The organism is Butyricimonas faecihominis (genome assembly GCF_033096445.1).
Classification (GTDB): Bacteria; Bacteroidota; Bacteroidia; order Bacteroidales; family Marinifilaceae; genus Butyricimonas; species Butyricimonas faecihominis.
Map to the genome: position 1 here is coordinate 2,945,955 of NZ_AP028155.1, position 21,350 is coordinate 2,967,304.

Consider the following 21,350-nt stretch of genomic DNA (forward strand, 5'->3'; position numbering starts at 1 on the left):
TTACTCATTATTTTTCAGTTTTCCGCTAGACTTTTCTATTTTTGATTTTCACGAAAAGGTAAAACACAAGAGGGGATAACCCAATATAGTTATTTCATGAATACAAAGTAAACTGCCAGCACCAAGCAAACACAAGCGGCCAAGTGATTCCACTGGAAGGTTACCCCTTTGAAGAAAAGCATGGAGAAGATAATGAAAATGGTCAGCGTGATCACTTCCTGAACCACTTTTAACTGCATCAGCGAAAAAGGCCCCCCGTTCCCAATGAATCCCAAACGATTAGCCGGAACTTGGGCACAATATTCGAACAAAGCAATACTCCATGAAAACAAGATTACCCCGAAGAGAGGCCAGTTATCTATCCATTTCATTTCCTGTAACTTCAGATGGCCATACCAAGCAAAAGTCATGAATACGTTCGAAACGATCAGCAATAATATCGCATAAAGTCCTTGCATACTGTATTTTTTAATCTATTTATAAGTCTTCAGAAGACGGCACAAAAATACAAATTCTCAAAGAAATTCGTGAAATAGACCACAAATATTACATCACTCGACTATTCTTCCACTATTCTTCCACTATTCATTCCATAAGGAAACAAATAGCATACTATATTGCAATATTTGCAAGCAAAACTTCCGTACTTTTGTAAAAAATATAAAGGACAATGAATAATTACAAGCATGTATGCATGTTACTACTAGGATGGTTGACGTGTATAGTATTGTTTTCAGCCTGTAAAAAGGATGTCTACGATCCAAACAAGAATGAACCGGCAAAAGATATTTTTGACTTCGCCACCACCGTCGATAAGTCTTTGGACATTGATTATGGCATGAAAGGTAACAAAGCCGTGTTCGAGGTATTCACGGAAGATCCCGTTATTTTAGAAAACGGAAAAGCCAAGAAAAAAGAAAATGTAAAATCCATTTTAAAAGCGTACACGGATGAAGATTGTACATACTCCGGTATTGTCAATTTGCCAACAGCTTGCACGAAAATTTACCTGTATTCGGAGAATTATATTCTACCGACCAGCGTGGAAGTCGAGGTCGAAAATTCGGGAATTAAATTCAACCTGAAAGATTATATCAAAAATCTTCAACCAAGCACGCCGGTCATGACATCCCAGATGGCGATCATGGACAAAGCGCTATCCAGAGCATACACGGAAACGAACCCGTACAACATTCAGTTCCTTGGAGGATATGATAATAACGGGATGCCGGATTATCTTCTAAGGGAAGAACATAACGGGATCACGTACCCGGTTGCCGTTGATGTACCCAACGGACTAGTAAACCGGTTAAACGATGTTTTGACCGCCAAAGATAACTCTAGCTTTGCTGTTTCGACAAAAGTTATAAACACGAATGTCTTGAAAGATGCTAGCATTAAATTGACATTCCTTGGAGAAGAGGCCGAATACCGGAATGCAATCGGTTACTACTATTACGAAACCCAGAATCCACCAAGCGCGGAAGAGTTCGAATCCCTACCCAAATACATCGCTTTCCCAAATTGTTCTACATGGGGGTCAAACTCCGGAATCACAAGTAATTATATGCCCCCATTATGGTCTGGTCATCAGATTCAACTCAAATATTTTGACAAAAACGGGAAAGAGACAAATGTATTCCCGGCAGGCATCACTATCGGATGGTTTATGATTCCGGATGGGTTTGAAGTTTACAAACAAGCATCAGGAAATAAAGTTAACATTGTGAATCCGAAATATGGTATCCGGTATTCGAATAATGAATTCAATAAAGACAATAAAAGTGTATGCATAAGCCTATACGACGAGAAAAGTAAAACTACTGTAAACGGTTTCGAGGACGGAGGAGACAAGGATTACAAAGATGTTTTTTTCTACTTGACCTCCACTCCCGAAGAGGCGATCTATGACCCGAACAAGCCAACAACCGACCCGGATGAAGAATATCCACCCATTGAAAGTGACGCCCTCGAAGGTACGTTAGTATTCGAGGATTTATGGCCCAGTCAGGGAGATTATGACATGAATGATGTTGTTGTCACGTATCATACCACATTCACAACTGACAAGGACAATAAAATTATTGGGATCAAAGACATATTCACTCCAATCCATGCAGGCGGAGCTTTAAAAAGCGCTTTCGGTTATCAAATGAACATGGACAAGAGTGATATTGACAATATTAAAATCGAGAATTCCTCATCAACCGCCCTCAACGAGAATGGAATGGAAATCAACCAAGATAAACCAACATTTATGTTGTTTGATGACATTCAACAAGCTGTTAAAAACGGAGCGATAACCGTTACCTTGGAACTGGCCGGAAAGAACTCGATCAATGATGTCTCAAGAAAAAAACTTTACAATCCATTTATCTGTGTCAGCACGGATGGATTCAATGCAACAAGCAAAGAAGCTCGTCGTGAAATTCATCTCACAAATTATCCCCCGACCCCGTTTGCCAATTTGTATTTCTTCGGACGTAATAATGATAAAAGTTCGTTGGATCAAGAAGGAAATCCTATCGGACCCAATTACTATGTCGCTGAAGATAACTATCCCTTCGCCATCGATCTTCCTATCACAGATTATCAGATACCGGATGAGAGTGTAAAAATTGACAAGTTCTACCCGGGGTTCTATAAATGGGCAAAAAGTAAAGGCGAAGAAAATAAAGACTGGTATGAATACCCAGCCTCCAAATAATACTGATTTTAATAAGTATTTCATATCACGATCTCAGAGACAGGCCTACCAGCCTGCCTCTGATTTTTATATATCCACACCCATCGAAAGAAGCAAATTTTTGTTTAAAAAACAAGAATTTTAAGAGATTTCAGTCTGTAAACACTATCTTTGTTCAAATAACGGATAAACTTTACCATCAAAGTGCAGTATCATGAAAGCGAACAAGATTCAGAAAATAGAGATCCGCAATATATGGGGAAAATATAATTTCCGGTGGGAAAATCTCAATCCCGACGTGAATATCCTGACAGGTATTAACGGTAGCGGGAAAACCACATTCTTCAATATTATTGACGCCTTACTTTCGGCAGATATTAAACGCTTGAAATTGTACAACATCGAGGCCGAGGTCACTATTGACGACATCTTGATCAGTTTCCGGAAAGATAGTACCCTAGCATCTGTAAGACAAAAGTTAGCCGGGGTGAACTATTTAAAGATCAGCACCTTTGACGTACCAATCCGAGACCGTCGAAAAATGGGTAAAGAAGATAGTCCCTTACTCAGCGAGTTAAAGGAAATCGTGTACAGCGTGGGCGAGAATAACAATTCGTTTTCTGATTACCGCCTTCGGGCCACGAATTTTCCGGATCAGGCGGAAAAGATCAACCGCAGGATTCGCAAATTTTACGACACGGTGAACCACTTGTTTGCCGGAACAGGGAAGACCATCGAGATTGACCCAATGACGAATCAATTGGTCTTCCGGGATGGAGATGAAATTATCCATCTTTACAAGCTATCGTCGGGAGAGAAACAATTACTAATTATTCTGCTCCGCGTGTTCCTGATGGACGAACAACCTTACATCCTGCTTATGGATGAACCGGAAATCTCGTTACATATCGAGTGGCAGTACCGCCTTTTTGAAGAAATTCAAAAACTGAACCCGCATTGCCAAATCATTACCTCTACCCACTCCCCGAGCCTGTTCGGTGATGGCTGGGGGGACAAGTTGGTATTCATCGAAGACCTATTGATTCACTAACCTGATCAATTTTAGATTTATGATTTTAGATTCCAACCCAGCTCTTTTAATCGTAGATTGATGGTCTTTTTACATTTTCAATTCTCAATTTTCAATTGTTATGTTTTCTCCTCCCGTATCTAAAGAAAAATATTATTATCACGCAGCCAAACGTTTTATGATGGACGCACAGCTCTTGCGTTGTAGGGCAGCTATTCACGTGGAAGATAAAGACGATATTGTTTTCTGGAGCAATATTTTCAAGCATTTCCGCCCGAATGACCGGTTTCATTTTATCGCGGGTTCCCGGAACGAACGGGGCCATGAAACCAGAGGCGTGACGCAATGTCTGAAATATGTCAAATACTTAAACCCGAAGTTTTTTATCTGCATAGACAGTGACTATCGCTATTTGTTGCAAGAACAAGGGATTGATGTTAAACATTACATTTTCCAGACCTATACCTACTCTTTCGAGAACCATCATTGCTATGACAAGGGGTTGAACGAGTTATGCTACCGGATCACGACCCTACCTAATAACGTGTTCGATTTTCACCAATTTCTGAAAGAGTATTCGAATATCGTGTACAAATTATTCCTGTGGCATCTATATTTCCTAGTGGCAGATCCCAAACGATTCTCGATCGCTGATTTCAACGAACTGATTTCGTTTCAATGGCAACGTCGACCGGACATCCGACAGAACGGACGCCACGAGTTAAACAAGTTGAAAGGACGGATCGAACAAAAACTTGCCCAACTCCGGAAGAATTACCCCAAAGCGAACCTTTCCATACTGGAAGAAAAATACCAAAAGATGGGGCTGACCCCGGACACCACGTATCTCTTTATCCGGGGGCATAATATTTATGATATGGTTTACATGCTGAACCGGGAAGTTTGTAAAAAGGTACTGAGAATCGCGAAAGATTCGTATTCCGGTTCACAACAACCGCCTCATGTCAACCTTTTTGGTTACCGGAACAGTATTGACGATCAATTGAAAAAGAATTTACATTTCGGGGCTTATCCCGCCATTCGCAAGATAGAGGAAGACGTTCATCTTCTATTCTAAGGTTTCCTCCCGGAAGGTAACACCTCCAAGATGGCTTTATGGGATTCGCCATTCTTTCCAATCGTGAAATGAATACGGGCTTGTATTCGCTTACCGGATGGCGTGTTCTCCCATTTAGGCCCCTCGGCCAACAATCGAATAACCTCTTTATTGCTCTCCTTCGAGAAACCATCCTCTATCCGGATTCGGCTGGGGACTTTCTTCCTGTTCAACTCGAATGAAAGTATTACAGCCCCCATTTTATTCGAATCCAAGTCGGTTTTCGGATAGCGCAAAGCTTTTTCCATATATTGATTGAAATGGAGGACATCATCTTTAGATACCAACGTATCAAGTACAACATTTTGTCGACTGGTTATAACAGAAACTTCCTGCATTTTTATATTGGACATTTCTACCTCTTTCTTTTTTGCAACACCATAACCGGTAACAACAACCTCATTCATTTTTTCTGCATCTTCTTCCATCTTCACTTGCAATTCGTCTCCCGCCTTAACCAAAATATGCTGAGATTTCATCCCGATAAAAGAAAAGGTAAGTAAACCCTCTGATGTAGGAAGATCCAAACTAAAGTGGCCGTTGGCATCCGTGACTACCCCCATCGTCGAGCCGGAAAGGAGTACTGTCACTCCCGCTAAAGGATTGTCCTTCCCATCCGTTATCATACCCGACACGTGATTATCGTTTACTTTCATTTTCCGGGTTACCAGTCGGGAAGTATCTTCAATCTGAACACTTGCCAAAGAAACTTCTTGATCAGCAAGTTCCTCCATCACCATCTCCCGTACAGAATCCTTTTTTCTTGCTACCCGGTTATCCGAGCGTAACAACTGTTTTTTATCGCCCGGAGGCACTGTCAAAGAATCCGTTTTATCAAATAAATCTATTGTGTTTCCACTTTCAAGTGTCAGTATCGCTCTCTCTTTGGTTTTCACCGAATCAGATAATTGAGCAACTACCATCACGGGTACATCAAAAGTTTTCTCTTGCCGGGTAAACCACCATGTCCCGCAAGCTAGCAAAATAGCAAACGAGGCTGCAATATACATCCATGTCCGTTTTTGTTTACGAGATGAACGGGAGCGCTCGTTCAACTGGCGTTCCAGACGAATCAGGCCATCAAGAGGATCACCGGGAGTCGAAGTCAACCCCTCCAATGCCTCGAACAAGAACGGATCGGACAAAGCCTCCCGCTCCATACGGTTAGCAGCCTTACCTTTCCGGTTGCCATGCAGGTATTCTTTTATGTCGTCAATCCGTTTCATTTGATGTTATTCCTTTACGTTCCAAACACAATTTCAAGTTCCGTTTCCCATTCTGGATAAAACTCTTTACCATTTTCGAAGAAAAACCCGTGCGTTCTTCCACTTCCTTGTACGAAAGTTCATTCAGGAAGAAATATTTCACGCTGACACGTTGTCTTTCAGGCAACCCCTCGATACATTCCCGCAACGATTTCTCTCGATTCTCCCTCTCGTTTACAACAGTAAGATGAAAATCATCGCAAAATTCCATAAAAGAATCGTCTAAAGAAACGGACAAATTTTTACTCCGTTTCCGGATTTCCATCAAGCAGTTATTGCGAATACAAGTATATAGCCAAGCTTTGAAGGATTGTATTTCCGTCTCTTTTACCTTCACAATCAATTCTTCGAATAGTTGCATAACGGCATCCTGCGCATCTTCCGGTCGCTTCAGATACTTTAAGGCCACCCCATAGACCAAGGGCATGTATCTTTTATAAGCCTCCACGAAATACGCCAAGTCACCGCTTTCACAATATCGTTTCAGCAGTTCTTCATCCGTTATGTTCTCTTGACCCCGCTTCACTATTTATACATTGATTTTTACAAATATAAGAATTAAAAAAATTCTCTCTAAAGATTTATGGAATTTCTTTTCGTCTGTCATCTTAGGATAAAATTAATTTAAAAATAACAGCTTATGAAAACAAATAGCGTTTTAAAGAAATTAGCATGGGGATTAGTTATATTCATTGGATTATCCAATGTCGTTTTAGCCCAAAAGATTCAAGTAAGTGGTAAGGTAATGCTTGCCGCGGACAGTTCGGCATTACCCGGGGCAACCGTTCTCATTAAAAACACGAATATTGGCGTAGCCACCAATTCGCAAGGGGATTACACGATACAGGCGAATGTAGGAGATACCTTACGATTCAGTTTTATCGGGTTAGAAATTTTATATATCCCGGTAAAAGAGAAGACATTAAACGTTTACCTGAATACGGATGACGAAACGGCAATGGTAAGCGAGTGCATTGTTACCGGATACGAAACCATACACCACGAAAGTGCCGTGCTTAAACTCCGTTCCGGAATGCCCGTAACATTAACTTCCGAGCAAAACACGGAAGAGTATAACGAATTCGCCGCAAATTGCTTCCTGTTGGCCTTGGACAAGCCTCTTTCCACGTTCTCGATCGACGTGGACAACGCTGCTTATTCTAATGTACGACGTTTTATTAATCAAGGAACTCTTCCTCCTGTCGATGCCATACGCACGGAAGAGTTCCTGAATTATTTCGCTTATGATTACCCCGCCCCACGAGGAAATGACCCGGTAAGTATCACCACCGAGGTTTCCAACGCCCCATGGAACACGCAGCACAAACTGGTACATATCGGGATCAAGGCAAAAGAAATTGCCACGGAAAACCTTCCGGCCTCGAATCTTGTATTCTTGATTGACGTATCCGGTTCCATGGATTTCTCCAACAAACTCCCGCTGTTGAAATCATCTTTGAAATTACTCGTGAAACAACTTCGTCCACAAGATCGAGTAGCGATTGTTACTTACGCGAACCAAACAAAAGAAGTACTTACCTCTACCCCGGGAAGTGATAAAGCCAAAATTCTGGCTGCCATCGATGGATTATATGCCAGTGGCGGTACTGCCGGTGGAGATGGAATCCAAAGAGCCTACCGGGTTGCCGAGAATAATTTTATTAAAGGAGGAAACAATCGCATTATCCTAGCCACAGACGGAGATTTTAACATCGGCATTTCTTCACCCAAAGAACTAGAAAAGATGATTGAAACAAAACGGGCTACCGGTATATACCTGACAGTATTAGGTTTCGGAATGGGAAATTATAAAGACAACCGGATGCAGGTTCTCGCGGAGAAAGGAAACGGGAATCACGCTTATATTGACAACCTGACGGAAGCGAAAAAAGTATTAGTAAACGAATTCGGAGGAACCCTTTTCACGGTTGCCAAAGATGTAAAGATTCAGGTGGAATTCAATCCGGCTAAAGTTCAAGCTTATCGCCTGATCGGTTACGAAAGCCGCCTGCTGGAAGCGAAAGACTTCAACGATGACACGAAAGATGCCGGAGAAATGGGAGCCGGACATAGCGTTACTGCCTTGTACGAAATCATCCCGGTCGGAGTTAAAAGTAATTTTGCACCAAACATCGACCCACTGAAATACCAGAAAACAGGAAAAGATGAAAAGAAAGCCTTAACGGATAGTCCGGAATTATTAACCGTGAAGCTTCGCTATAAACAACCGAACTCACATAAAAGTTCTAAAATGGAAGTAGCCGCTATCGACAAAGATACACCTATAAAAAAGAGTTCCGAAAATTTCCGGTTCTCTGCCGCTGTTGCAGGATTCGGGATGTTATTACAAAATTCGGATTACAAGAACGATTTTACATTCGATAACGTTATCGACCTCGCCAAACAAGCTACAAATTATGACCCGGAAGGGTATCGAAAAGAGTTTATCCGGCTGGTCGAAAGTGCTGCCTTACTAAAATGAATAAAACAAAATTGGCCGGAAAGCTTTCCGGCCAATTTTTATAAAGCAATATCACTTTATTTAATCAACAAATCGTTTTTCAATGCCGTCCGGGGAACAGCGACTTCAGCCACCCCACAAGCGTAAGCACCTAGAACATATTGACCATAGGTAAAACAAACTGAGGTTTTGTTAAAGTTAACAGCCGTCACATCTTTCAGCGTTGGATCTGTCGTAAAACAACCTTCCGGATTCTTGAAATTCGCTTTCAACTGGGTATTAATCTGAGTCTCGTTAGTATAATTCAGAATCTCCTGATTCGTCAAGAACTTCTGATTCTGCACGTCATAATTGAAGGTGTAGAAATTCGTTATTCCATGCGCACCGCCCGTGAAAGTGTAAACAATCAAGCGTACACTCACGTATTGGTCGTTTGCCATAAACACGCTATCTCCCACTTGCAATTCGTATATCCATACAGGACGCTCTTCTCCACTTTCCTGCCATGACTGGAAAAACTCGTTCGCGTTACTCTTCAAACTATCCTGCAAATCATTCACGAACTTCTCAATCTTCTTGTTCAAGACCTCGCAGCTCTTGTTCACGTTCGCATCAGCAGAGGAGAACATGGAACGATTTACCGTAATGTCCCAATTCTCAGAATTCGCCGTAACCTTTTCATTCTTCACGTTCAGCTCCTGAACCTTTGGCTGGCATCCCACAAAGGCAAATGCCATTAAAACTGCCATAATTAGTGTACTTTTCATTGTGTGTTTTGTTTTTTGTGTATATCACAAAATTATGAAATTAAAATATACTGTTATCACATTGCATCACTTTTATTTTATCAAATCTAAAGCTGCCAATTTCTGCTTGATCCTCATTTGAATCATCGCTTTTGTCATTTCCTGTTCCATTTGCATGGATTCCATAAAAGCCTGATTATAGCACTTCTTTGCCTCGTCATATTCTTTCAAAACCTTATTGGTATCCCCTAGCATTGCCAAGAAGTTAATTTTATCCATCAACGAAATATCCGTGTACTGCAACGCTTTCACCGTCCATTCTTTCGTTTTCAAAATAACGCTTTCAGGCACCTTTCCCCCGGTAGCGGTGTAAACTTGCTGGGCTGCCATTCCATAATCAACGGCACGGGCATCCTCTCCCAATTCTTTAAAATAAGCATCCATTGACGTCACGTATCCCTCCCCATCTTTCTTATAAAAAAGTAAGTACTCGGCATCATACAAATAAGTGAAACGCTGCCGGGCAGACATCGTTTTCTGTGGAACCACGCTATATGTCAATTTCATATCCCCATCAATGCGTTCCAAGTATTTTTTATATTCCTCCTTGCCGGCACGAGCCATATTCTCCATGATTTTATTATTGTACTCCATCACAAAATAAGCAGGCCCTTCCCCAAGTTTCAAATAAGCCTCCATGTTTTTATTCATAAACTCCATCAACTTGTCCCCCGGCTTATCCGTATGATGAAAAGTATTGATAATACGATAATCATCTACATTTATCAGTTCCGGTCCCATTTTCAAATCAATATAGTCCTTAAAAAATTTTTCGATTCGGGCAATCCATTTTGCCTGTTCCATATTTTCCAATGTACTCACGTAAGCGGGGGCCCCTAGCAACAACTGTTGCATTAGTACCAAATCATTTTTAGAAGATTTGAACTTCGTGTAAATCTCCTCAAAGCTCATCTCTTCCCCCGTGACAACCTTGGCCGATTTTATAAGAGCGGCACCATCAAGAGCTCCTTCCAAGCGGGACCGTAATTTTCCATCCGCATCAAAAAAAGCCAGTGTAGGATACGATCTTACTTTATTCTGTTTCACAACCTGACGATTAGCGGGATTCTCCGCATCAATCTGTATGGAAACAAACTTTTCATTAAAATAATTTCCAACAGCCTCAAGTGTGAAAACATCTTTAGCCAGCCGTTTACAAGGCCCGCACCAATCCGCATAGAAATCTACAAACAGCATCTTTCCCTCTTGCTTGGCTTTTTCTAAAGCCGCATTATAATCTCCTTTAAAGAATTCAATTCCTTGACCGAAAGACTGAATTCCTCCTATAAATATCAATACAATAACCAGAATTGTTTTCATTTTTACTTTTGTTTTAGATAAAGCCCGATTCATCGAATCAGACTTTATCCGAATTAATTTATTTTACCACAAACGTATAGACATCCGATAATAACTCGGAGTAACCATCATTCGAAACTTTCAAGGTAACGACATAACGCCCCACGGGTAGTTCCGTGTATAACGGTAACTCCATAACTCCTCCACCACGGACTGTAATTTCTTTTTTGAATACTTCCGCATCTCCTCCCTCCGAAGCCTTCACGCTTACAAATTCGAACGACAGGGGGGAAGTACCCAATACTCCCTGTATTTTCTGGGTCACCCAAGGAGCCTCATTCGCCATCCTGACAGCATCTTCCACCGGATCCAGTGTTTTTTTCACTTCCAATTCATTCGGTAAATAACCGGCATTCTCCGCCTTCAAATACCCGACCTTCATATCCTGACATCCCCAACAGGTGATAATCAGCACAAGAAATAAATATACTTGTTTCATCATAGCATTTCGTTTTTATAATTGTCCCAAGGTATAAGAGTAATTCAAAGAATGAACGACTCCATTATCCGTTTCTATATCAGTTGAAGCGACATCAATCTGTGTTCTCGTGTCAAACGAAGTGACATACAAATACACGGGCCCCACGTCCGGAATATCATGATAGGTATCCTGAAACGAGTATACCCAGAATTTTGTCCCGAAAGCACTGGTGAAAACTTTTCCACCTTTCCCCTGCGTCTCGCCCAAAATCTGTTCGCCCCGGGGAATATCATCCCGCCAATGAATCCCGGCAACCACATGCCGTAATATCAACTCCCGACACGTTGCTTCCGGAATTTCCCGAATAGCATTATATCCCTGCTCGATCATCCATCGAAGAATGGATAAATTTGTCGGACCGAAAAAAGTTATTTTCTCGTACCCGACCTGCTTCCCTTGAAACAAATCTTCCAGACCGGCACGTTCCACCAAGAGTAACGTGCTATCCCAATCGTAAGAATTGGAATGCAGGTAATCATACATCGTCCCGTCAAAACGGCCGTTCGCTAAACCCGAATCGATGTAATTGTATTTCGTCTCGCAAGAAAAAAGCGAGAGCAAAACCAAAATTATTCCTATATTTCTCATTGTCTTCATTTTAAATTTACTCGAATCTTGACCAATAAATATTCTGACGTATCAAATCATTTAGATTAAATGCTTCATCCCCAATCGGTAAAAACAAAGCTCCTTCTTTTACATCTTGCTGATCCAGTGTTTTGTAATTACCATCCATATAAGTATGTATGTATTCCAGTCCATTCCGTATAATGTCATAATACCGATGTCCTTCAAGCAGAAGTTCCCTCTCCCGTTCTTTAAAGATCGCCAGTTGAATGTCATTTTCTCCCGGAGCCGGATAAGGCGTAGCGTGAGCCCGATTGCGGATTTTATTCAAATCCGCTTTTGCCAGATCATCACCCAGTTTTGCGTAGCATTCGGCCCTCAACAAATAAATATCCGCCAAGCGCCAGTAGCTATAATTCACGTCAATGTAAGCGACCTGAGGGGTAGGACTCCACGACACATTCCTGTAGACTACATCTCGCCATTTATACACGTATGCATATCCTTGATTCACTTTATACATCGTATCATGCGACATGGAATCCAGCTTAAAGAAATATTCATCCCTCCGGTCATCCGTATCCTCGTAAAGATTTTTAACCGTCTCGGCCTTGATCACGAAGTCTTTCGTCACCACGGATCCCGGAGTTTCCGTACCTTTTACCGGCCAAGTAATCCATACCCTGCCCGGGAAGTACGCCATCGGGTAAGTCTGAAAACGGTCCAGCTCAAACTCCAGAATATTCTCCTGACTGGCACCTATTCCTTTCATGGCTTTCGTACACACCTCTTCACTCGTGCGTTCCAACTCGTAAAATCCCGCTTTCTTTTCAATCAAAAGCGTAGACCATTCTATCGACTCTTCATAACATTTTTTTGCATCTCCTTCCAGACCGCACAAATCAATCATGCTCCCTTTCCATGCATACAAATGAGCCAAGAGTGCCGCACAACTTCCCTTGCAACCATATTGCTTTGACACCCAAGTATTCGCACCGAGAAGAGGCATATCCTCGTACTTCGGTAACAATTCATATCCTTCCGAGGCATTTTTTATCGCTTCATCCAACACATCCAGCATTGAACTTTTGTTATATACCTCCATACTGGTACTATTTCTCGTGATAACGGCATCTCCCCACTTCCTCGCTAAATCGAAATAAACAAAACCCTTCACGAAATAGGCCTGCCCCGCATAGAAGTCCAATTTATCCTGCGGAATCCCCTCTGCCCGATATAAATTATCCAGAATCACGTTCGCCACGTAAATCAAATCATACTGATTTCTCCAACCATTGGAAAATGAATTTATTATTGACGTTTGATTCAACATTCGTTGATCCCCATAATAGGAGCTATTCACCTGATCGGCCAAAAACCCCCGGAAAGCCATCACTTCATTTTCAAATTGTTTGTACCGGAAAAAACCCTCCAACTGAAAAATCATGGCATTAAAATCCTCCTCGGTTTTAAAGAAATTCGTGAATGTTATGGCATTCTCCGGTTCCACGTCCAAAACGCTATCACATCCCCATAACAAAGGGAAAAGTAGTATATATATAATTTTCCTCATGGCTAAAATTTTACAGTTAATCCTAACGTTAGCTTCCGGGCAAGAGGATAATACATGAAATTATCATACCCGGTATAGGGGTCCACCACTTCCGGATCCACGCCGGAATAATTTGTCAACAGAAACAAGTTCTCTGCCGTAAAAAACAAACGACACCCTTCAAGATTAATTTTCTTCATCCACTCTTTCGGGAGATTATAGCCAAGAGTCAATTGTTTCAAGCGCAAATAATGCACTTTCTCTATATTGGAAGAGACATCTCCACCAAACTGACCGATATAACCATCAGTACTAGAGGTTATAATAGGATAATCTGCCTTATCGCCCGGTTTCTCCCAAAATGTCGTGTTTGCATAATCAACAAAAATCGTACTTGTTCTTAAATTATTCTGCAAGGAAGAAATCTTGTACAAATTAATAATTTTCCGCCCCAAGGAATACGTAAACAATACATTCAAATCGAAACCGTTCCACATGATCTCGTTTGCCCATCCCCCGTAAGCAACCGGCAAGGTCGATCCCGCATAATATCGATCCTCATCATTGATTTTTCCATCCTGATTCATATCCTGAATCATCCGGGTTCCCGCCGAATAGGGATAACTCTTATTCATCGAGTGCAACAGATTTTTATTCCCTTGCTGATCGTAATAAGCCGGAATATCCTTCTCGGACTCGATTATTCCCAGATCCTTGTAAATATACAACCCGTAAATAGGACGCCCAAGAACCAACTGGCCAGTACCGTTCACCATATCCATATCCGTGTACGACTTTTCAAAGCGGTTCCAGTTCCTCGAAATATTAAATTTTCCCCGCCATTTTACTTCCGTGTTACGTAATATATCATAATTCAACTCTAACTCGATTCCCTCATTAGAAATCTCCATTGCGTTCTGCCACGCGGTTTTATGATAATAGTAATCTCCCGGTAAGGAAACATTGAATAACAGAGATTTCGAATATTTATAATAGTAATCCAACTTGAACTTCAAACGATAATCAAAGAGATCGACATCCAAACCAATATCATACTGGTCTGATTCCTCCCAAGTCAAATTTCTATTAACGATCTGGGAAGGTAATACCCCTGCATTCCCCAAGAAAGTATTTGCAAATTCCAAAGTTCCATGTGCCAGATAGGCATCTCGGAATTGCTGCCCGGAAGTTCCCCATGATGCCCGTATTTTAGCATAACTCAACCACCATTTCTTGAAAAACGGTTCCTCGGAAAAAGCCCAACCGACAGCGACCGATGGGAACGTGGCCCAACGCACATCCTCCCCAAACACGGACGAACCATCCCTTCTCAACGTGAACTCGAACAAATATTTCTTTTTATAATTATAAGCGGCACGACCAAAATAGCTTAACATGATTTTCTCCTCAAAATTGGATCGATAGGCCTGTAAGGATTTAACACTTCCATATTCCTCGAACGTGGTAGGAAATCCATTCAGTACATAATGAATCTTATCACTTGGAGATCCCTTCCCGCTCCCGCTAAACTGGTCTTTTGCCTCTCTCAAATAAGACAAACCCAACAGAATTTCCATGTTATGATTATCCCGGATCGATTTATTATAAACAAGTAGATTCTCATTGGAGAATAGCGTTCCACTACTTATGCTTCCCGTTGATACACTCAAATTATTCGCCGCATCCAGATAACTGGGTGTAAATGAGTTCCGTTTCCCTTCAGAGAAATCCATGGATAAACTCGAAGACAATTTCAATCCTTTTACGAACTCGTACGCAACGGCCAGACTTGCCCGGATCCGGTAAGTAATATTTTTCTCGGAAGATTCGTTCAACTGTTTCAAGGTCTCCTTCTCAATCTCGCCGGATCCCGGCAAAATGGATAAATTTGATTTCGGGTCGACTGTCAACCGCTCTATCTTACTTGCATTTGTAAAAGAAGTATTTGCAGCTCCCCGGCTTCGATCCGTGTAGGCTAAGTACAAACGGGCATCAATATTCAAATTTGCACGGGGAACAACATTCAAGTTTGTCAGGATATTAGCTCTCTTAAAATTACTCCCCAACATGATTCCTGTTTCGTCATACCATCCTGCCCCTACCATATACTTTATGGTTTCCGTCCCCCCGGAAGCCTGAAGATTTGCGTTTAAAATCTTTCCCGCATCGAAACAATATTTCCACCAATTCGTCGAATTGTTGTAAAATGGATTCAAACTATCTTGTAAAGGTTTCCCTGTACCAATTTGATATTCAGTTAAGGGATACCCGCTATTCCAGAAATAATCATACGCCCCATTCTGGTGATAGGCATCACGATAAGATTCCGGCATCTTATATATTCCTGTTTGCCAGCTTCCGTAAGCCGTGCAATAATTCCTTAATTTATTGAGATTCGCAATTCGTTCCAACTGTCCTCCCGTCTGTGTCGGGGTCTCCGGCAGAATAGAATACGAGTAAGAAACATTCGCGGAGAACTTACCCCGACCGGTTTTCCCTTGTTTCGTGGTGATTAGGATTACTCCATTACTTGCCCTTGAGCCATACAACGCTGCCGATGCCGCATCTTTCAGCACCTCAACGGATTCAATAGTAGAAGGATCAATCTCGGCTAACGTGTTCGTACCCGTCACCGGAGAAGTAAATGAATGAACGGGAACTCCGTCAATCACGTACAAAGGTGTTCCATCCGTCTGTGATTCTGACAACAAGGAATTATAACCGCGAATATTGATACGGGTTCCACCCCCACCGGGAGAACCGGAAATATTCGACACTTCCACACCTGCCATGTGTCCTTGCAACAAATTCTCAAGACTGGCAGAAGGAACCTCTTCCAGCTCCTTAGCTTTCACGGATGAAACAGCCCCAATCAATTCTCTTTTTTTCCGTTCCCCGTAAGCCACCACGGTCACCTCATCCAAATCGGAAATTTCCTCTTCCAGCACGACATTGATCGTCGTCTGATCCTTCAATTCAACCTCTTTCGTTTTCATCCCCACGAAAGAGAATAACAACGCTTTGGCTGTTGCCGGAAGCTCCAATTTATACACGCCATTCACGTCGGTCACGACACCGACAGTAGTTCCCTTCACGTAAACCGACACCCCGGGAAGCTTTCCCTTTTGCTTATCCGTGATCGTTCCCGTGATCACTCTCTTTTTCGGAGTCACAGCCGTAGAACCTTTTACTTCTTCCGCAGCTTTCTTCTTGATAACCACAACGTTCTTTTCGAGAGTGTACGTGTAATCCGTCTTCCGCAAACAAATATTCATCACGCTATCAATCAACACGTCCTTCACGTCAATCGTGATCTTACCAATTTTGTTCACGGCATCCATACTATACACGAATGTCATTTTACTTTGTTTCTCTACAGCAAAAATGATGTCCAGCATCGAGGCATTTTCCCTTTTCAGCGTTAATTTTTCCGTTTGTGCATGCACACTTCGAAATGCTCCACTAGCTAAAAAAAACGCTATACACAAGCAAATTTTCATGCATATAGAACTTTTCTCCTTTTTTTTATCGTGCAGGAGCCACGTCCAAAAGTTTTTTTTCATAACTTTGAGAAATTAAATTGATATTGAATTTAATGAAATGGGTTGTCAGAAATAATCACCACAAAATCTCTGGCTCCCATTTTTATTTATAGCAATACGTGGTCAACTACCACTTTTCACCGTCAACGATTTTCCAAGCATCTCAAATTTCACCTCGCCTGTCAACTCCAATATTTTCAATAAAGAATCAACATGTTCATACTTTTCCAGCTTAAACCCAAATCGCTTTTCCGCCATCTCCGGATTCTGGTAGAACACCTCGAAATCATACCAACGAGCCATCTCCTGTAAAATGTCATCCAAGCGTTCTTCCTCGAACACGAACATCTGTTCCTTTCTCAAACGGTAATTCTCTCCCTTAATCTTACGATAAGAGAAATCTCCCAATTGCTCATGATAAGTTGCCTGCATATCAGGGCGTAACACGTTATCTTTTACACTCACAATACCCTCAACCAACGAGGTTTCCACAATACCTGAATTTTTATATGCTTTTACATTAAAACTCGTCCCTAACACTTTTACATCGAGAGATTTCGTTTTCACGTAGAAAGGATGAGCCGGATCATGGTGTACCTCAAAATAAGCCTCTCCTTCCAAGTATACTTCTCGTTTATTGCCTTTAAAACGAATTGGGAATCGAATTTCCGACTCTGCAAAAACCCAAACATTTGTCCCATCTGCCAATTTCAGATTATATTCTCCTCCTCTGGGAACGATAATCCGGTGATACTCAACTTTTGAATCTGCTATTGAATCAACTCCTGTGTAATCCAACCCGATTCCATTCTCTAAAAGCACACCATATTGATTTAGTTTTTCCGCAACATTTTTTACGGTATCTAAAGCAACCAACTGTCCCCCCGGCAACTCTAACATCGTCTTATGACTTTCAAAATAAGCGTTCACAATATAATTCGGACGCTCTCCCACCTTAAAATGACTCACGTACAAAAAAAACGCTGCAACTGCCAACGGTAAAATCAATATTGCCGCATACCAGAACACACGGTAGATTTGCTTGGAATTCTTTGTACTTGTTGCTTTCTGAATTTTATTCCAACTCCTTGCCGCATCAAAAGATTCGTAAATTTCTTTTTTAACCACAATCGCTTTAGGATCTCGAATACGTTCCAACAATTTCTCTCCCTCGGGGATTCCCTGAAGATCCTTTTCCAACTCCAATTCCTCCATATCAGAAAGATTCCCTTCCAGATACCGGGTAATTCGCTCCGCCAACTCGATCGATTCTCTATATTTTTCCATACTATTTTATCAACTTTTACATACCTAATATGCAAAAAGAGAATTCAGGGGTGACCGGAAAACTAAAAATTTTCAATTTTTATTATTCTGACAGAATAAAATCATGATAATCAACAAGGAATCACATATTCATCAACACCAAGAAAATAATAAACAAATGTTTCAACTCCTCCCGGAGAAAAGCATACGCTTTCCTTTTTTGAGTCTTCACCGTGTTCACGGAAATTGCCATTTTCTCAGCAATCTCTTCTTGGGAAAAACCAGCCATACTCAATTCCACCACACGCCTTCTTTCCTTTGGCAACTTACTTATGGCAGCTATAATCTCCCGGTGGACTTCTTCTTCAATCATCACGTTCAGAACAGACTCCGTATTGTCCTCCAATCTAGGATCGACCTCTTCATTCACCCGATGCTGGCGTAAATAAAAAAGAGCGTTATTACGTAAAGACTTATAAAGATACGCTTTAAAATATACCATATCCGTGCAAATTCCCCGTTTCTCCCAGAGATTTATAAAGGTCTCTTGCACCACATCTTCCACGGCCTCATGTTCCGGTATGTAATGTTTAACAAAAGCACATGACGCCCCGAAAAAGCTATCAAACAACTTTTTAAAGGCTCGCTCGTCCCCTCTGTTAAATTGATGCAACAGTATATCCACCCTTTATATTTTGCCTGCAAGATATGACTTTTTTCAAAAATATCAATGCAAAAAAAGAGCGATCCTTTCGGATCGCCCTCGTCTTCCCTACAATTCTCCCTATCTATTTCAACAATAAATCACCTTTCAATAACATACGGGGTACGGATATTTCCGCAGCTCCACAATAATGGGCTCCTAGAACCAGCGGGTTATAAGTAAAGCAAATATCACCTCCCGAAAAATTTACCGTGGTTACATTTGCCAGCGTGGGAACTTCCGAGAAACAGTTCTCCGGATTCTTGAAATTCCGTTGAATCTGCTTGTCAATCTCCGCACTCTTGTCATAATTCAGAATACTCTCCGGACTCAAAAACTTCTTGTCCTTCAAGCTGTAATTGACCGCATAATACTCAGTCAACCCGTTAGCCCCTCCTGTCAACATGTAAACCGCAAGGCGAACACTGATATAATGACGATCCGCCATGAACACGCTATCCTTAACATCCAATTCAAACGGGATCATCGGCTCTTCTTTCATCTCCCGTGCCTTTTGCAGGTACTCGTTCAATTGTGCCTTTAAATCATTTTGCAAGCTGTCAATCAACCGGGATATCTCCCCGTTCACCGCCTTACACCCTTGCTCCACCTCGGCTTTCTGAGAGGTAAACACCGGATAGGCGATCGTAATATCAAACTCGTTGGTCTTGTGGGACAAAAAATCCTTCCCTATTTTTATCGTTGCCTCCTCACATCCCGTGAAAAACAACGCCAACAATGCCACTACAAAAGTACAATTCCTCATCATCTCCTTTTCTGTTTCAATTCTAAGGGTTATACGGAGGCTATATACAAAAGTTCGGGTCTATACTTAAAAAAATAAACTTTTAGAAATAAAAAACGCCAACTGTCAAATCAGTTAGTGATAATATAAACCATATTAATTTATCCCCTCTAAAAGTATCAATCAAAATCAGGGAAGATCAAAGAAGTATCAGGAAAATCTTTAAAACAACACTCAGCCTTGATTTTTTGGAAATTTAATACTATATTAGCCTTGACAAAATGGAAATAATATCGATTTAATGCCTTGACAAAATGGAAAATGAATATTTATATCGTAAAATAGATGACCAGCTCTTAGCTTGGAGCAAAGAAAGTAAACGAAAACCACTTCTTGTCCGTGGAGCAAGACAAGTAGGAAAATCATCGGCAATAAAAAATTTGGCTCAACATTTTGAATATTTTGTAGAAGTAAACTTTGACCAGCAAAAAGAAGTATGTACATTATTTGAAAAGGGGATTTCGCCACAAGAAATCTGTGAGAACCTTTCTCTGATTTACAATATTCCCATTATTCCGGGAAAAACGCTCTTATTTTTTGATGAAATTCAGGCATGTATAGCGGCTATTTCCTCATTGCGATATTTCTATGAAAAATATCCAGAACTACACCTCGTGGCCGCCGGGTCATTGTTGGAATTCGCATTGGAAGAACTACCTTCATTCGGAGTGGGTAGAGTTCGCTCCCTATTCGTGTACCCGTTTTCATTCGAGGAATTCCTTATTGCCAACAAGGAAACAATGTTGTGGGGAGCAATACAAAAAGCCACTCCACAAAAAGCTCTTTTAGAACCGATTCATAAAAAAGCCTTGCTACTGTTGAAAAAATTTCTGATACTAGGAGGGATGCCGGAAGTTATCGCTTCCTATGTTCAAGGAAAATCCATGTTGGATTGTCTTAGAATCATGGACGACTTGATTATATCATACAAAGACGATTTTTCTAAATACAAAAAAAGAGTACCAGAGTCCCGCATCACAGAAGTTTTTGACAGTGTTATGCAGAATGCAGGCAAACCATTTATCTATGCGGGTGCAGCAAATGCGAACTACAAACAAATAAAGGAAGCCCTTGACCTGTTAATCAAAGCCGGCCTTGTTATTCCCGTAACACATTCAGCGGCAAATGGAATACCGATCGGAGCGGAAATCAATCCAAAGAAAAGAAAAATGCTTCCTCTTGACACAGGTTTATTCCAGCGTATATTAGGGTTGGATATGTCAGAGATATTTCTCTCGGATGATTTTGAAGTTGTAAACAAAGGAGCCATTGCAGAAATTTATGCGGGGCTGGAATTGCAAAAATCAACCTCTTGCTATCACAAGGACGATTTGTATTTCTGGAAACGAGAAGAACGGGGAAGCAATGCCGAAGTAGATTACCTCATTCAAAAAAATGAAGATATAATTCCCATCGAAATCAAGTCAGGGAAAAGAGGTTCCATGCAAAGCCTACACCTGTTCCTCAAAGAAAAACAATCACCTTACGGCATCCGGAGTTCATCAGAAAATTTCTGTGCTTATGAGAACATCAAGGTAATTCCATTATATGCCATTGGTAACATTTATCATATAAACGAATAAAACGGGATAATTTCTCTCAACATCTCATTCCAAAGAAACAAAACACCGGAACCTTCAGCCAAATACATGGTCTGAGTTCCGGTGTAATCTTCCGGAAGATCCCCTCCGGTCTCTTGCACTTCATGTA

The 21,350-nt window shown here is 41.2% G+C and carries 17 protein-coding genes; 5 read left to right on the top strand and 12 right to left on the bottom strand.

The genetic code is table 11. The features are described from left to right. Positions 1–89 precede the first annotated feature (89 nt). Positions 90–458 (bottom strand): DMT family protein, encoded by a 369-nt coding sequence (locus R8806_RS12260; protein ID WP_027200508.1) that lies wholly within the window; start codon positions 456–458, stop codon positions 90–92. A gap of 212 nt (positions 459–670) precedes the next feature. Between R8806_RS12260 and R8806_RS12265 the strand changes: the two genes are divergently transcribed. The 3 genes from R8806_RS12265 to R8806_RS12275 all read left to right on the top strand — a co-directional run bounded on the left by R8806_RS12265 (position 671) and on the right by R8806_RS12275 (position 4,794). Next, on the top strand, positions 671–2,707 hold the full coding sequence (locus R8806_RS12265; protein ID WP_124315939.1) for an LruC domain-containing protein: 2,037 nt from the start codon (positions 671–673) through the stop codon (positions 2,705–2,707). 193 nt (positions 2,708–2,900) lie between these two features. Then, the gene (locus R8806_RS12270; RefSeq protein ID WP_124315938.1) at positions 2,901–3,737 is read left to right on the top strand and encodes an AAA family ATPase; all 837 of its coding nucleotides are present in this window, start codon (positions 2,901–2,903) and stop codon (positions 3,735–3,737) included. Between the two features lie 100 nt (positions 3,738–3,837). Further along, the gene (locus R8806_RS12275; protein ID WP_183312879.1) at positions 3,838–4,794 is read left to right on the top strand and encodes a DUF4435 domain-containing protein; all 957 of its coding nucleotides are present in this window, start codon (positions 3,838–3,840) and stop codon (positions 4,792–4,794) included. Here the strand turns inward: R8806_RS12275 and R8806_RS12280 are convergent. Both R8806_RS12280 and R8806_RS12285 read right to left on the bottom strand, forming a co-directional pair. Continuing rightward, positions 4,791–6,059: a carboxypeptidase-like regulatory domain-containing protein gene (locus R8806_RS12280; protein WP_124315937.1), complete on the bottom strand. Its 1,269-nt coding sequence runs from the start codon at positions 6,057–6,059 to the stop codon at positions 4,791–4,793. The genes R8806_RS12275 and R8806_RS12280 overlap by 4 nt on opposite strands. Further along, positions 6,046–6,624, bottom strand: a complete 579-nt coding sequence (locus R8806_RS12285; RefSeq protein WP_229782389.1) for an RNA polymerase sigma factor — start codon at positions 6,622–6,624, stop codon at positions 6,046–6,048. The genes R8806_RS12280 and R8806_RS12285 overlap by 14 nt, the downstream gene beginning before the upstream one ends. A 114-nt stretch (positions 6,625–6,738) precedes the next feature. On the opposite strand from R8806_RS12285, the gene R8806_RS12290 reads away from it, so the two are divergent. Further along, the gene (locus tag R8806_RS12290) at positions 6,739–8,580 is read left to right on the top strand and encodes a YfbK domain-containing protein (protein ID WP_124315936.1); all 1,842 of its coding nucleotides are present in this window, start codon (positions 6,739–6,741) and stop codon (positions 8,578–8,580) included. 56 nt (positions 8,581–8,636) lie between these two features. Here R8806_RS12290 and R8806_RS12295 read toward each other — a convergent pair whose 3' ends face one another. From R8806_RS12295 to R8806_RS12335, 9 genes are all read right to left on the bottom strand, one after another. Beyond that, the gene (locus tag R8806_RS12295) at positions 8,637–9,326 is read right to left on the bottom strand and encodes a DUF4163 domain-containing protein (RefSeq protein WP_124315935.1); all 690 of its coding nucleotides are present in this window, start codon (positions 9,324–9,326) and stop codon (positions 8,637–8,639) included. A 72-nt stretch (positions 9,327–9,398) separates the two neighbouring features. Further along, complete coding sequence (locus tag R8806_RS12300) at positions 9,399–10,685, bottom strand: thioredoxin family protein (protein ID WP_164719565.1); 1,287 nt, start codon at positions 10,683–10,685, stop codon at positions 9,399–9,401. A gap of 58 nt (positions 10,686–10,743) precedes the next feature. Beyond that, on the bottom strand, positions 10,744–11,166 hold the full coding sequence (locus R8806_RS12305) for a hypothetical protein (RefSeq protein WP_229782996.1): 423 nt from the start codon (positions 11,164–11,166) through the stop codon (positions 10,744–10,746). Positions 11,167–11,178: 12 nt separating this feature from the next. Beyond that, complete coding sequence (locus tag R8806_RS12310; protein ID WP_164719564.1) at positions 11,179–11,793, bottom strand: fasciclin domain-containing protein; 615 nt, start codon at positions 11,791–11,793, stop codon at positions 11,179–11,181. A gap of 16 nt (positions 11,794–11,809) precedes the next feature. Beyond that, entirely contained in the window at positions 11,810–13,345 is a 1,536-nt protein-coding gene (locus R8806_RS12315) for a RagB/SusD family nutrient uptake outer membrane protein (RefSeq protein ID WP_124315932.1), read from the bottom strand. Between the two features lie 2 nt (positions 13,346–13,347). Next, the gene (locus tag R8806_RS12320; RefSeq protein ID WP_124315931.1) at positions 13,348–16,887 is read right to left on the bottom strand and encodes a TonB-dependent receptor; all 3,540 of its coding nucleotides are present in this window, start codon (positions 16,885–16,887) and stop codon (positions 13,348–13,350) included. Positions 16,888–16,989: 102 nt separating this feature from the next. Next, the gene (locus tag R8806_RS12325) at positions 16,990–18,153 is read right to left on the bottom strand and encodes a FecR family protein (protein WP_124315930.1); all 1,164 of its coding nucleotides are present in this window, start codon (positions 18,151–18,153) and stop codon (positions 16,990–16,992) included. Positions 18,154–18,274: 121 nt separating this feature from the next. Further along, positions 18,275–18,817 (bottom strand): RNA polymerase sigma factor, encoded by a 543-nt coding sequence (locus tag R8806_RS12330; RefSeq protein ID WP_124315929.1) that lies wholly within the window; start codon positions 18,815–18,817, stop codon positions 18,275–18,277. A 103-nt stretch (positions 18,818–18,920) separates the two neighbouring features. Then, the gene (locus tag R8806_RS12335; RefSeq protein WP_124315928.1) at positions 18,921–19,604 is read right to left on the bottom strand and encodes a DUF4163 domain-containing protein; all 684 of its coding nucleotides are present in this window, start codon (positions 19,602–19,604) and stop codon (positions 18,921–18,923) included. A 290-nt stretch (positions 19,605–19,894) separates the two neighbouring features. Between R8806_RS12335 and R8806_RS12340 the strand changes: the two genes are divergently transcribed. Further along, positions 19,895–21,223: an ATP-binding protein gene (locus R8806_RS12340; protein WP_124317711.1), complete on the top strand. Its 1,329-nt coding sequence runs from the start codon at positions 19,895–19,897 to the stop codon at positions 21,221–21,223. Positions 21,224–21,350 lie beyond the last annotated feature (127 nt).

Bases quoted from the DNA above. Each gene is read 5' to 3' on its own strand.
- R8806_RS12260 (WP_027200508.1), bottom strand. From the start codon at position 458: ATGCAAGGACTTTATGCGATATTATTGCTGATCGTTTCGAACGTATTC.
- R8806_RS12265 (WP_124315939.1), top strand. From the start codon at position 671: ATGAATAATTACAAGCATGTATGCATGTTACTACTAGGATGGTTGACG.
- R8806_RS12270 (WP_124315938.1), top strand. From the start codon at position 2,901: ATGAAAGCGAACAAGATTCAGAAAATAGAGATCCGCAATATATGGGGA.
- R8806_RS12275 (WP_183312879.1), top strand. From the start codon at position 3,838: ATGTTTTCTCCTCCCGTATCTAAAGAAAAATATTATTATCACGCAGCC.
- R8806_RS12280 (WP_124315937.1), bottom strand. From the start codon at position 6,059: ATGAAACGGATTGACGACATAAAAGAATACCTGCATGGCAACCGGAAA.
- R8806_RS12290 (WP_124315936.1), top strand. From the start codon at position 6,739: ATGAAAACAAATAGCGTTTTAAAGAAATTAGCATGGGGATTAGTTATA.
- R8806_RS12295 (WP_124315935.1), bottom strand. From the start codon at position 9,326: ATGAAAAGTACACTAATTATGGCAGTTTTAATGGCATTTGCCTTTGTG.
- R8806_RS12300 (WP_164719565.1), bottom strand. From the start codon at position 10,685: ATGAAAACAATTCTGGTTATTGTATTGATATTTATAGGAGGAATTCAG.
- R8806_RS12305 (WP_229782996.1), bottom strand. From the start codon at position 11,166: ATGATGAAACAAGTATATTTATTTCTTGTGCTGATTATCACCTGTTGG.
- R8806_RS12310 (WP_164719564.1), bottom strand. From the start codon at position 11,793: ATGAGAAATATAGGAATAATTTTGGTTTTGCTCTCGCTTTTTTCTTGC.
- R8806_RS12315 (WP_124315932.1), bottom strand. From the start codon at position 13,345: ATGAGGAAAATTATATATATACTACTTTTCCCTTTGTTATGGGGATGT.
- R8806_RS12320 (WP_124315931.1), bottom strand. From the start codon at position 16,887: ATGAAAAAAAACTTTTGGACGTGGCTCCTGCACGATAAAAAAAAGGAG.
- R8806_RS12325 (WP_124315930.1), bottom strand. From the start codon at position 18,153: ATGGAAAAATATAGAGAATCGATCGAGTTGGCGGAGCGAATTACCCGG.
- R8806_RS12335 (WP_124315928.1), bottom strand. From the start codon at position 19,604: ATGATGAGGAATTGTACTTTTGTAGTGGCATTGTTGGCGTTGTTTTTC.
- R8806_RS12340 (WP_124317711.1), top strand. From the start codon at position 19,895: ATGGAAAATGAATATTTATATCGTAAAATAGATGACCAGCTCTTAGCT.